The sequence below is a fragment of the Candidatus Kirkpatrickella diaphorinae genome, from assembly GCF_025736875.1.
GTDB lineage: Bacteria > Pseudomonadota > Alphaproteobacteria > Acetobacterales > Acetobacteraceae > Sorlinia > Sorlinia diaphorinae.
Genome location: NZ_CP107052.1, coordinates 33,526 through 45,595 on the forward strand (window position 1 = coordinate 33,526; position 12,070 = coordinate 45,595).

Genomic DNA, 12,070 nt, shown 5'->3' on the forward strand with positions numbered 1-12,070 from the left:
AGGCGGGGCCGCAAGCAACCCGGTTAATTGTCATTGGAAGATCTGGCTGGGGTGGGAGGATTCGAACCTCCGCATGGCGGAATCAAAATCCGCTGCCTTACCACTTGGCTACACCCCAATCTCGGCGCGTTTCTACTTTGAGACGGCCCGGAGGTAAAGCCTCTATTTCGCCTTCCGGTCGAGATTTTCGGAGAAGGGCTCCGGCGGGTCATCATTGAAGTGAGACGTTGCTGATCTCAGCAATCCGAGGCGTTCAGCCCGGTCAAGCGCCTTATCAAGACCGGACATGGTCACGGCCAGGTCCTCACTATCATCACGCTCCCAGATGCGGATGAGGTGACCCCAGAGGGCCAGAAGCGATTTGAGGCGTATCCTGCCCATCCATCCACTCACATCCAACCCGGCAGCTTCCGCCATCCATTCCATGGAGCTTTCCGTCATGACGGCCAGCATCAGCGCGAGCTTCGGGTCGAAAGGGATATGCCGCAACACGGCGCGGACGCCCTCACGATATTCCTGAAACCCGTCGAGACGGCGCATCATAAGGTCAAACAGGCGCTCCCGCGGGGTGCCGCTGGCGTGATGCTCTAAAACGAGCTGATCCGCATATTGACCCAGATAGATCAGAACTTTGTTCTTGTTGGGAAAGCGCCGTCGCGCCTCACTCAATGTGACACCGGCTTCCTCCGCAGCTTGGTAGACGGACGCATGGGCCCAGCCCCGTTCAGCGGCGCGCGTCATCATGGCGCGAAGGATCTTTTTCTCGATGTCATCGGGGCGGTGGTGCGTTGCCGTCAATTTCTTCATCCTATCTTACATGTCGGCTGTCATCGGGCGCGGACGCGACGAGAAGGTCAGGAGGGCCTGGAAAGCTCTCTCGTTCGCTGAAGCCCAGCCGCGATAGCTTCGGAAACGAGTTGCTTCATCCCCTGATGCGCGCGCATGAAGACGTTTAAAGCTGCCTGTGTAACGCCATGAGGGCTTGTGACGTTGCGGCGCAATGTCGCACTGTCTTCCTCGGATGTGGCGAGGAGTGCACCGGCCCCTGCCACAGTGTGCCGGGCCAGAATGCGGGCAACCTCCGGCGTCAATCCCCGCGCCACCGCCTCCTGCTCCAGCAATTCCGCGAAGAGAAAGACATAGGCAGGGCCGGAACCGGAGAGAGGGGTCAGGATTTCGATCTCATCCTCCCGATCAAGCCACAGAACGACACCAACCGTCGCGAGCAACGCATCACAGATCCCGCGCTGCGCATCCGACAGCCCCACACCATAGGCGCCGGTCACGCCCTGGCCGATTTCACTCGGCGTGTTCGGCATGGCGCGTATAATGGGATTACCGCGTTCCGGCCGGGGCAGGGCCCCACGCAGATCCGCAATGCTGCGCCCGGCGAGGACAGAGATGATCACGGCGTCACCGATCCAGGGCGCGATTTCTCGAAGCGTCTCCTCCATCCGCGCGGGCTTTACGGCGAGGATAATATAGTCCGGCTTGAAATCCGCCGATATGTCGGCAGCTTTGCGACAAATGTGATGACCCGCGGGGACCGCCTCAAGGTGACGATCCACGATGACGGAAGGCGCGATGCCGTGCCGCAGCCACCCCCGCCAGAGCGCCCCCCCCATATGCCCGCAACCGATAAGAAGAATCGAGGGAAGTTGTTTTGACGGCATAAGAGAGACTCTTCAAAGGAGGGGCAGGCTGGCGGCGGCGGCGTGATCAGGGTGAAGCCGGTTTTTTTTTCGGCGTGGACGGGTTGTGCGCTTCGCCTGCATTCAGGCGGTCCTGTAGAAGTTTGACCTGCTGGGCCAGACGCTCCGTCTCCATGCGACTATGGCTCGCCATCTGCACCATGGCGTCAAATTCCTCTCGCCGTACGACTTCCAGCCGGGCGAGAAACTCATCAACGCGGTTCTGCACAAGCGCCTTCAGCTCCTCCCGCAAACCCGTCAGGGCAGAGAAGGCACCTCCGGCAAGGCCGGACATATCATCAAATATTCTGGGACGGTCTCTCATGATACTCTCCTGCGCTGCGCGTTCTGCGCGCCCGTTATAAAAGGCGAAGCGGCCTGCGGATCGCGACCCGGCTTGCGGAAGCACGATGTGCCCGCTTCGCGACTGAAAACAGGTCAACGCTCGAGCCTGCCGGTCGTTTAGCGCGTTGGCTGCGTGAGTTCAACGCCCCGGCGAGATTGCATCAGGGGCCGACATCATGCAATCAATCTCCTCTGCTTCGATGCCATCCCTCATGATCGGATTTACTGATGACTGAAAGCGCCCTGCATTTTCCGCATATCGACCCGGTCGCTCTTCATCTGGGGCCTCTCAGCGTGCACTGGTATGCGCTGGCTTATATCTTCTCCATCTATATCGGCTGGAAGATCGCGACCCATCTGGCAGCTCTCCCGCCCCAATCCGCGACGCGGGAGCAGATGGATGATTTCGTCTTCTGGGCCATGATCGGCGTTGTTCTGGGCGGACGGCTCGGGTACGTGCTGTTCTATCAGCCAGGCTATTACCTGACCCACCCTGCGGCGATCCTTCAGGTCTGGAATGGCGGGATGTCGTTCCATGGGGGCGCGCTGGGCGTCATACTGACATTGGCCATTTTCTCATGGCGGAATGGCCTCAATTTTCTGGCATTTTCGGACCGGATCGTGCCTGTTGTGCCGATCGGCCTCGGATTGGGACGCTGCGCCAATTTCATTAATGGCGAGCTCTGGGGGCGGCCCGCAGCGCATCACCTCCCATGGGCCATGATTTTTCCCGATGCGGGCCCGCTGCCGCGCCATCCGTCTGAGCTGTATGAGGCGCTGACGGAGGGGGTGGTGCTTCTCACCGTGATGTTCTGGGCGGTTAGAAGCCCCTGGGTGCGGGCGCGATTTGGTTTTTTGTCAGGCCTCTTCCTGCTCGGTTACGCGGTAACGCGAAGTTCCTGTGAAATATTCCGGGAGCCGGATGCTTTTATCGGCTATCTGCCTTTCGGGGTGACAATGGGGCAGGTCCTTTCCATACCCATGGCCGTCGCCGGGATCGGCCTTATTATTTACGCCATGCGGCATTCGCGCGGGAATTCCATGATGGCGGGAGGCGCCGATCATGGTTAAAGTCCTCTCGCCGCAACATGTCTTGCAGGCCCAGGCCCTGCCGGACATCATGCATGGATTTTTCACCCGTCAGGGCGGCGTCTCCACGCCCCCTTATGATTGTCTGAATATTTCGACGTCAGTGGGTGACCGTGCGGAGAATGTGGCGACCAATCGGGAGCGGGTTGCAAATTTCATGGGCGTTCCCGCCGATCATCTCGTCACGGTGCAACAGGTCCATGGATCTGACGTGCTGACGCTCCAGAACCCGACCGATCTCCAGCGCCCCTCAAGCGCCGATCCGGCTGACGCCATCGTCTCAATGTGCCATGACATCGCGATCGGCGTGCAGACGGCGGATTGCGGGCCCATCCTGATTGCCGATGCGTCGGGGGATATTGTAGCGGCCATTCATGCGGGGTGGCGAGGCGCCATGCGCGGCGTGATTGAAAATACGATCTGGACGATGCAGGCCCTCGGCGCGCAGGAACTGACGGCCGTCATTGGCCCGTGTATCAGCCAGAGGCGCTATGAGGTTGAGGAGGATATGCGCGCTGAATTGCTGGCGCAGGATGACAAAGCACGCGCTTTCTTCATCAATGCTGAGCGGGCTGGCGCTTATCTTTTTGACCTTGGAGGTTATTGCGCCCTCCGCCTCCGCCGCGCCGGGTTGCGCCATATTTCTCAGATCAGATTGGACACGCTCAGTGATTCACGTCGTTTCTTCAGCCACCGCCGCATGACACTTGGCGGGCATGAACATACAGGGCGTCAGATTTCGGCGATCAGGGCAGGAAAAAGAACATGATGCCAGGCAGGCGCGCTCTCCGCGCTTTTTTCGGAATCGCGCTGATGACAGGTCTCGCGGCCTGCGTTTCCGTATCCAAACCATTTTATGATCCGGGCAAGGAGGGGAAGAGGCTGGTCGCCAATCTCCCGCCGCCACGCCTGGCTGTGCCGCCGCCAGACGCCCTCCTGGGGGATCAAAAATCATCCCTCGATTTCGCGCATGTCATGACGCAGGCCCTCGTCTCACAATCCCTTCCCGCTGTGACGAAACCGACCAGCAAAGGTGATTGGTGGCTGAAAGTCGCGCTTGAAAAAACGCAGGCGGGGCTGGTGTCCCGTTACACGATTATCGCGCCGGATGGAAAGGCGCGGGGACATATTGACGGCCCCGTCCTCAATGAATCGCGATGGAAGGGCCTGTCAGAAGCCGCACGCCGGCAATTTGCGATGGAGGCCGCCCCGCGCATCGCCAGCCTCCTGACCGGGATCAAGGCAGAAGCCATGATGGCGGACCCGAGCAGTCTCAAGCGCCGCGCCGCGAAAATCCAGTTCCTCGGTGTGCAGGGCGCGCCGGGGGACGGCGATATCTCCCTGTCACGCGCTTTCATGACATCCTTGCCCGATCAATATGACCAGATCACGACGAAGAAGGAGACCGCCGATTTTACCGTGTATGGACGCGTGAAAATGACGGACGGCCCGAAAGGCACGACGGGCAAATCGAGCCAGCATATCGAAATCATATGGCATGTGCGTGACAAAGCCGGGAAGGAAGCCGGGGCGGCGACGCAACTTCACGATGTTCCCGCCGGATCACTTGACCGAGCCTGGGGGGATATTGCCCTCGCTGCCGCGCAGGAGGCGGCTGGCGCCGTGCGACAGATTATTTCCGCCTATTCCGGGCGCAATTATCAACCATTGCCGAAAAATGCGCATTGACTTTACGCCACCGCGAAATCGGTGCAGTCAGGACACGCATGAGGCGAGAAATTTATCGAAGTTGCTTCGGTTTACGTCATTCGGGTGACATGAATGCCCAGCATTGTTAGAAGCCCGCATTCCCGCCTTCTCCAACCGGAGTCGTCTTTCGATGAAGATTGTCGCCTGTAACAGTAACCTCCCACTCGCCTCTGCTGTCGCGCAGAAGCTGGATATGAAGCTCTGCGAAGTTTCCGTGCGCAGATTCGCGGATGCGGAAGTTTTCGTTGAAATCAGGGAGAATGTTCGCGGCGAAGATGTTTTTGTCATTCAAAGCACATGTGCGCCGACAAATGATAATCTGATGGAATTACTGATCATGCTGGATGCGCTGCGTCGTGGCTCCGCACGGCGGGTGACGGCGGTCATGCCATATTTCGGCTATGCACGCCAGGATCGTAAATCCGGCCCCCGCACGCCCATCAGCGCCAAGCTTGTCGCGAACCTTCTGGTCGAGGCCGGGGCGCACCGCATCCTGACGATTGACCTCCATGCCATGCAGATACAGGGCTTCTTCGATATCCCGGTCGATAATCTTTATGCCGCGCCGCTCTTCACGCGGGATATTCAGGCACGCCACGCCAATGAGAAATTGATGGTCGTCTCACCTGATGTGGGTGGCGTCGTCCGCGCACGACAATTGGCGGAGCGCCTCGCGACGGACCTGGCCATTATCGATAAAAGGCGAGAGCAGCCAGGTGTCTCTGAAGTCATGAACGTCATCGGTAAAGTGACAGGGCGCTATTGTATCCTGGTTGATGATATTGCCGATAGTGGCGGCTCATTGTGCAACGCGGCGGAAGCTTTGATGAATTGTGGTGCGGCCGGTGTTGAGGCTTACGTCACACACGGCGTGCTGACGAATGATGCCGTGGCCCGCATAGAAAAATCGCCCTTAAAAATGCTGTCGATCACCGATACAATCCCGGCTACGGAAGCCACGCTGGCCGCACCGAATATCCGGCAGATCAGTACGGCGAATCTTCTCGCTGACGCGATGAAAGCCGTTTCTGAGGAGAGCTCAGTCTCCTCCCTGTTTCATTGAGGATTGATGCATGATTCTCCCACAGCCCTTCTGGTATCTGCGCCACGGTCAGACGGATTGGAATGCCCGGAACCTGTCACAAGGCCGCAGTGATATTCCCCTTAATGCGGTGGGGCGGCAACAGGCGATCGCGGCGGGAGAAGAGCTGAAAAAATGCTGGGACCGTGGTGCGAAACCGATCACCCATATCGTCACGTCCCCTTTAGGGCGCGCCAGGGAAACGGCGCGCGCAGCGCAATCCGCTTTGGAGTCGGTGCAGGGTAGAGCGGTGCCACTCTCCGATGATGAGGGTTTGCTCGAAGTGTCCTTCGGGGAGAAAGAGGGCCATCCCATGGGAGACTGGTATGATCCCTGGATTGCCGGGACTTACCTGCCCCAAGGCTGTGAACCCTTTGACGATCTTAAAAGCCGCGCTGTGACTGCTGTGAATCGCGCTCTGAAACAGCCTCATGGAGGGCTGCCGCTTATCGTCGCCCATGGCGCGCTTTTCCGTGCAATACGTGCGGCGATGAATCTGCCTGTCAATGTGCGCCTGCCCAACGCAACCCCGATATATTGCGCTTTTGATGAGGGTGCGTGGTCCCTGACGCCTTATGAGATTAAGGGCTGAGGTTACGCCGCCATTCATCAGGCAAGGCATCGTCCACGGGCATATGAGCGCGCATGTCGTTGCCGGGTGGGTAAAACTTGCAAGGATGCGGGTTTTCAGGTAAGTCGCCGGTTCGGATCAGGCACCCCTGGAGGCCTGATCTTCGTCTATCTGCAAGGAGTTTTAACGTGGTTGACATGACTTCACTTGAGGTCTCGACGCGTGCGAAGGCTGGTAAGGGGGCAGCGCGCGCAACGAGACGGTCCGGGATGGTGCCCGGTGTTGTTTACGGTTGCAAGCAGGAGCCGACGCTGATCGAACTCGATCCGCGCGTCATCATGCGTGAAATGCACCGTAATGGCTGGCGCTCACGCCTGTTCTCGCTTGAGCTGAAGGGCGGCCCGGTCCGTGCCATCATGCGCGATGTCCAGCTTCATCCGGTGACGGATGTGCCGATTCATGTCGACTTCCAGCGTCTCGCGGCGGGTGAGAAAGTCCACGTCACAATCGCGATCCATGTTGAGAATGAGGAAGCCGCGCCCGGCATCAAGCGCGGCGGTGTGCTCAATACCGTGCGCCACTCCGTGGAAGTCCTGGCCGATGCGGACAAAATTCCGTCCAGCTTCACGGCTGACCTGTCCGGTCTCGACATTCATGACACGATTCGCTGGGCCGACCTGAAGGGCACGGAAAACGTGACACCTGTCGGGCAGGTTTCTCATGTTGTGATCGTCACCATCGCGCCACCGACCGTGGATGCAGAGATGGAGGTAGAAGCCGCAGCGAAGGCTGAGGCTGAGGCCGCCGACGACAAAAAGAAGTAAACTGACGAGGGGGCGCTTATGCTTCTTTGGGTGGGGCTCGGTAATCCCGAGCCCTCAATGCAGCGTCAGCGCCATAATATCGGTTTCATGGCGGTCGATGAGATTGCCCGTCACTATGGCTTCTCGCCCTGGCGTGCCCGCCTCGGCGGGTTGACCAGTGAAGGCGTGATTGACGGGCATAAAATCCTCCTCCTCAAACCGATGACTTACATGAATCGCTCAGGTGAGAGCGTTCAGAAACTCGTCCATTTCCACAAGCTCGCCCTTGACCACATCACGGTGTTTCACGACGAGCTTGATCTGGCATTCTGTAAAACACGCGTCAAAAAAGGCGGGGGCGCTGCGGGCCATAACGGGCTGCGCTCCCTCGACCAGCATCTGGATTCAACATCCTATTGGCGTGTGCGCCTCGGGATCGGGCATCCGGGCCATCGGGACCGGGTGCATGGTTACGTGTTGGGTGATTTCAGTAAGGCCGAAACGCCTTTTCTAACCGCTTATCTCGATTCCATTGCCACAGCCTGCCCTTTACTGGCGGACAGTCAGCCGGAAGAATTTATGACAAAAACGACCCTTCTGGTCAGGGAGGCCACTCATGGGCTTTAATTGCGGTATTGTCGGCCTGCCAAATGTCGGCAAATCCACGCTTTTCAATGCTTTGACGGAAACTGTCGCGGCGCAGGCGGCCAATTATCCTTTCTGCACGATTGAGCCGAATGTGGGGCGCGTGGCCGTCCCGGACCCGCGGCTTGAGATTTTGGCGCGCATCGGCAACTCACAACGCACCCTGCCGACAAGTCTAGAATTTGTCGATATTGCCGGGCTTGTGCGCGGCGCCTCGAAGGGGGAAGGGCTGGGTAACCAGTTTCTCGCCAACATACGTGAAGTCGATGCGATCATTCACGTGCTGCGCTGTTTTGAAGATGGCGACATCACCCATGTGGAAGGTTCCGTCGATCCGGAGCGGGATGCGGAGATTATCGAGCTTGAGTTGATGCTCGCCGATATGGAATCGCTGGAGAAGCGGGAACCCGCTTTGCAGAAGCGTGCGCGCGGTAATGATCGTGAGGCGCAGCAGCTTCTTGCCGTGATGCAACCTATCCTGGCGGCACTGCGTGACGGCCGCCCTGCACGCACCGCCATCCCGGAAGGAGAGGAGGAAACAGCGCGTCGCCTTCAGCTTATGACGACAAAGCCTGTCCTTTACGTCTGCAATGTCGATGAGGATCATGCGGCAACGGGCAATGCCTTCTCCGATAAAATTGCGAAACGTGTGGCGGCGGAGGGCGGGGCCATGGTCGTGGTTTCCGCCGCAATTGAGGCGGAAGTCAGTCAGCTCGCGGCGGAGGAACGTGGCGAATTTCTTGAAGGTCTCGGCCTGAAAAATTCGGGCCTGGACCGGGTCATTGCTGCCGGGTATCAACTTCTCGGATTACAGACTTATTTCACCGTCGGCCCGAAGGAAACACGCGCCTGGACCATCGTCGCGGGCACGAAAGCACCGCAGGCGGCTGCCGTCATTCATAATGATTTTGAGCGCGGCTTTATCGCTTGTGAAACCGTCAGCTACGATGATTATGTGACGTTCAAAGGTGAGGCCGGTGCCAAGGAAGCCGGTAAATTACGCATCGAAGGCAAGGATTATGTCGTTAAAGATGGCGATGTCCTTCTCTTTCGCTTCAATGTGTGACGCGCACCGCCCTGATAACAATGTGGTGACCGGGACGGGATTGCAAACCCCGCATGTTTCGAGGATGCTGAGAACGTTGCATTTCAGAAGGTTCGGCTGATGCTGGAAGACGCTTCCATAAGGGATCTCAGCGCGCTTATGACAGCGGCGCGCGCGGCATATAATGTCATTTCCGCCACTTCAGCCGCGCAACGCCGTCAGGCATTGATGGAGATCGCTTCTGCGTTACGGACGCATGAAGCCGAGATCCTCGAAGCTAATCAACGTGACCTTGGCCATGCTGAGGGCAATGCCGCCTTTCTGGATCGTTTGACCCTGACCTCCCAGCGCCTGCACGACATGGCGAAAGCCGTTGAACGCATCGCCGCGCTTCCGGACCCGGTTGGCAAAGTGATGCAGGAATGGACGCGGCCCAACGGGCTCGTCATTCGGCAGGTTTCCACCCCGATCGGTGTGATCGGGATGATTTTTGAGAGCCGCCCGAATGTCGGGGTCGACGCGGCGGCGCTCTGCATCAAATCGGGTAATGCCATCATCCTGCGTGGCGGCTCGGAGAGTTATCATTCCACGCAGAGCCTGATGCGGGCTGTGCAGCAGGGCCTGCGACATGCCGGACTGCCAGTTGCCACGGTGCAATCCGTGCCGGATACGGATCGTGCCCGCGTGACAGAGATGCTGCACGCTCAGGGGCAGATTGACCTGCTGATTCCGCGCGGGGGTAAATCTCTGGTGACGCGCGTCATGCAGGAAGCCCGCGTGCCGGTCCTGGCACATGCTGAGGGGCTGTGTCATAGCTTCGTGCACCAGGATGCCCGTCTCGAGATGGCGCGCGCCGTCATTGCCAATGCCAAAATGCGGCGGCCCGGCATTTGCGGGGCGACAGAGACTTTACTGCTCGACCGCGCCATCGCGCCGACGTTTCTGCCCGTTCTTGTCGCGGATCTCAGCACTTTGGGCTGTCATTGCCGGGGGGATGCGGCGGCCCGCGCCATCCTGCCGACACTTGACCCTGCTTCAGAACGGGATTTCGCGACAGAGTGGCTCGATGCTGAACTTTCCATCGCCATTGTGGATGGTGTTGACGGGGCCTGCGCGCATATCAGGCACTATGGCAGCGGGCATACAGAGGCGATCATTACGGAAAATGAAGCGGCGGCCGAATCCTTCATGCGCGGCGTGCCGAGTGCCGTCGTGATGTGGAATGCCTCGACGCAATTCTGTGATGGTGGCGAGTTCGGGTTTGGTGGCGAAATCGGGATTTCCACGGGGCGGCTCCATGCGCGTGGCCCGGTCGGTGTCGCGCAATTGACCACTTATCGTTACGAAGTTCGGGGCGATGGCCAAACGCGCCCCTGATGTCGGTGCTTTCCCCGTCTTCGGGGATGGACGGCGTATGACGGTCGGCCTGTTGGGCGGCAGTTTTGACCCCGCTCATGAGGGCCATCAGCGCCTCGCCGCCTATGCTTTGAAGCATTTACGGCTTGACCAGGTGTGGTTGATGGTGACGCCGGGCAACCCTTTCAAGAAACATCAGCGCTCAGAGGCTTTTGAGGCCCGATTGCGTTCCGCACGGCGCATCTCCGATGGCAGGCGCATCGTTGCAACGGATATTGAAGCGCGCCTGGGCACGAAATTCACCGCTGAAACATTAACCATGTTGCGTCGGCGTTTTCCGCATATCACCTTTGTCTGGGTGATGGGTGCGGATAGTTTCGCTTCTCTGACGCGTTGGAATCATTGGCGGAAAATCATCCGGACGGTGGCGATTGCCGTCGTGCCCCGGCCGGGTCAAACGCGCAGCGCCCTTCTTGGTAAAACGGCGCAAAGGTTAAGACGTTTACGCAAGCAGGCGCGCCTTGCGCCGATCCTGGCGCAGTCAGGTGCGCCGGGGTGGGCTTTCCTTATGACGCCGCATAGCGGTATATCTTCGACCGATCTGCGTCGGTCAGCGTCTCGCAATGGGACATTATCGACCTATTACCGACTGGAGTATGAACCCATCCCTACCAAACCTTCCCCGCGGTTGAAGAGCGCCGCGTCTCTCTCCTCTCATGAGCCTCAAGACGAAGCTTCTCTTCACATCGCGTCGACGGATGCGCGTCAGGCCCCTGACAAGACAAGCCGGAAAAAGCGCGTTTCAGCCGGACCGGAAAAAAAAGCCAGATCTCGCCCCGCCGTGCCGGAAGTCGATACCGATATTCTGATGAATGTTATTCATGAAAGCCTCATGGCGGATAAGGCGGAGGACATTACCGTCATTGATCTCATCGGGCGCGCCAGCTTTGCGGACAAAATGGTGATCGCAACGGGCCTGGCGGACCGGCAGATTGCCGCCATGGCTGAGCATATTGAGAAGAAACTCAAAGAAGCCGGCGTCAAGCGCGTCTGGATTGAAGGGGAGGGGGGCACGGACTGGGTTCTGCTCGATGCCGGGGATATTGTCGTGCATCTCTTCAAAGCCGAGGCGCGCCAGCATTATGCCCTTGAAAAGATGTGGGCGCCAGAGCTGGATGATGATGCTGATAACTGAGCCCGATGTTACTGCTCGCCGCTATTGGTAAAATGCGTCAGGGGCCGGAGCGCGAACTCGTGGCGCGCTACCAGACGCGCATTCGTCCCCGATTTGAGATTTCAGAACTTCCGGAAGCGCGGGGCGCACTTGCGGAAAAACGGCGTCAGGAAGGCGCAGCCCTGCTTCATGCGACGCGTGGGAATTATCAGCGCGTTGCTTTGGATGAAGGGGGCACCATCTTCGACAGTATTGGCTTTGCCGCGGCCATTGATAGAATATTGTCGCACGGCAAGGGTGTCGCTTTTTTGATTGGCGGCGCGGAGGGGTTGGACCGTGAGGTTCTCGACCAATGCGATATCAAGATTTCATTCGGCCGAATGACGTGGCCGCACATGATGGTGCGTTGCATGTTGGCCGAGCAGCTTTATCGGGCGCGGTCAATTTCAAGCGGGCATCCGTACCATCGCGCCACTCGTCCCTGATAGCACCGTCCCCTCAAAGTAAAACGCCACGGCGTGACGGACACCGCGGCGTATTCGTTATGATAAGGGAAAGGC

14 protein-coding genes, 1 tRNA gene and 1 pseudogene are annotated in these 12,070 nt (G+C 58.7%); 12 read left to right on the forward strand and 4 right to left on the reverse strand.

Going from position 1 to position 12,070, the window contains the following annotated elements:
- Positions 1–43 precede the first annotated feature (43 nt).
- From N5W20_RS00165 to N5W20_RS00180, 4 genes are all read right to left on the reverse strand, one after another.
- Positions 44–118 (reverse strand) — tRNA-Gln (locus tag N5W20_RS00165).
- A 44-nt stretch (positions 119–162) separates the two neighbouring features.
- Positions 163–798 (reverse strand): TetR/AcrR family transcriptional regulator, encoded by a 636-nt coding sequence (locus N5W20_RS00170; RefSeq protein ID WP_319806936.1) that lies wholly within the window; start codon positions 796–798, stop codon positions 163–165.
- 56 nt (positions 799–854) lie between these two features.
- Positions 855–1,673, reverse strand: a complete 819-nt coding sequence (gene proC, locus N5W20_RS00175; RefSeq protein WP_319806937.1) for a pyrroline-5-carboxylate reductase — start codon at positions 1,671–1,673, stop codon at positions 855–857.
- 46 nt (positions 1,674–1,719) lie between these two features.
- On the reverse strand, positions 1,720–2,016 hold the full coding sequence (locus N5W20_RS00180) for an accessory factor UbiK family protein (protein ID WP_319806938.1): 297 nt from the start codon (positions 2,014–2,016) through the stop codon (positions 1,720–1,722).
- 248 nt (positions 2,017–2,264) lie between these two features.
- Here N5W20_RS00180 and lgt point away from each other — a divergent pair, with 248 nt between their 5' ends.
- The 12 genes and pseudogenes from lgt to N5W20_RS00240 all read left to right on the forward strand — a co-directional run bounded on the left by lgt (position 2,265) and on the right by N5W20_RS00240 (position 11,995).
- Positions 2,265–3,107: a prolipoprotein diacylglyceryl transferase gene (gene lgt / locus N5W20_RS00185; protein ID WP_319806939.1), complete on the forward strand. Its 843-nt coding sequence runs from the start codon at positions 2,265–2,267 to the stop codon at positions 3,105–3,107.
- Positions 3,100–3,894 (forward strand): peptidoglycan editing factor PgeF, encoded by a 795-nt coding sequence (gene pgeF / locus N5W20_RS00190; RefSeq protein WP_319806940.1) that lies wholly within the window; start codon positions 3,100–3,102, stop codon positions 3,892–3,894. Before lgt ends, pgeF begins: the two co-directional genes overlap by 8 nt.
- The gene (locus N5W20_RS00195; protein WP_319806941.1) at positions 3,891–4,814 is read left to right on the forward strand and encodes a hypothetical protein; all 924 of its coding nucleotides are present in this window, start codon (positions 3,891–3,893) and stop codon (positions 4,812–4,814) included. The genes pgeF and N5W20_RS00195 overlap by 4 nt, the downstream gene beginning before the upstream one ends.
- Positions 4,815–4,965: 151 nt before the next feature.
- On the forward strand, positions 4,966–5,898 hold the full coding sequence (locus N5W20_RS00200; protein ID WP_319806942.1) for a ribose-phosphate pyrophosphokinase: 933 nt from the start codon (positions 4,966–4,968) through the stop codon (positions 5,896–5,898).
- A 10-nt stretch (positions 5,899–5,908) separates the two neighbouring features.
- Positions 5,909–6,508 (forward strand): histidine phosphatase family protein, encoded by a 600-nt coding sequence (locus tag N5W20_RS00205; RefSeq protein ID WP_319806943.1) that lies wholly within the window; start codon positions 5,909–5,911, stop codon positions 6,506–6,508.
- A gap of 167 nt (positions 6,509–6,675) precedes the next feature.
- Positions 6,676–7,311, forward strand: coding sequence for a 50S ribosomal protein L25/general stress protein Ctc (locus tag N5W20_RS00210; RefSeq protein WP_319806944.1), 636 nt, complete (start codon positions 6,676–6,678; stop codon positions 7,309–7,311).
- A gap of 18 nt (positions 7,312–7,329) precedes the next feature.
- Positions 7,330–7,917, forward strand: a complete 588-nt coding sequence (gene pth / locus N5W20_RS00215; protein ID WP_319806945.1) for an aminoacyl-tRNA hydrolase — start codon at positions 7,330–7,332, stop codon at positions 7,915–7,917.
- Positions 7,907–9,001: a redox-regulated ATPase YchF gene (gene ychF, locus N5W20_RS00220; protein ID WP_319806946.1), complete on the forward strand. Its 1,095-nt coding sequence runs from the start codon at positions 7,907–7,909 to the stop codon at positions 8,999–9,001. Before pth ends, ychF begins: the two co-directional genes overlap by 11 nt.
- 99 nt (positions 9,002–9,100) lie before the next feature.
- Entirely contained in the window at positions 9,101–10,357 is a 1,257-nt protein-coding gene (locus tag N5W20_RS00225; protein ID WP_319806947.1) for a glutamate-5-semialdehyde dehydrogenase, read from the forward strand.
- Positions 10,358–10,394: 37 nt separating this feature from the next.
- Positions 10,395–10,907 (forward strand): annotated as a pseudogene (locus tag N5W20_RS00230) (nicotinate-nucleotide adenylyltransferase); the annotation flags it as partial.
- Positions 10,908–11,081: 174 nt separating this feature from the next.
- A complete protein-coding gene (gene rsfS / locus N5W20_RS00235) occupies positions 11,082–11,531 on the forward strand; it encodes a ribosome silencing factor (RefSeq protein ID WP_319807890.1) in 450 nt (149 codons plus the stop codon).
- A 5-nt stretch (positions 11,532–11,536) separates the two neighbouring features.
- A complete protein-coding gene (locus N5W20_RS00240; protein ID WP_319806948.1) occupies positions 11,537–11,995 on the forward strand; it encodes a 23S rRNA (pseudouridine(1915)-N(3))-methyltransferase RlmH in 459 nt (152 codons plus the stop codon).
- The last annotated feature ends 75 nt before the right edge of the window (positions 11,996–12,070 follow it).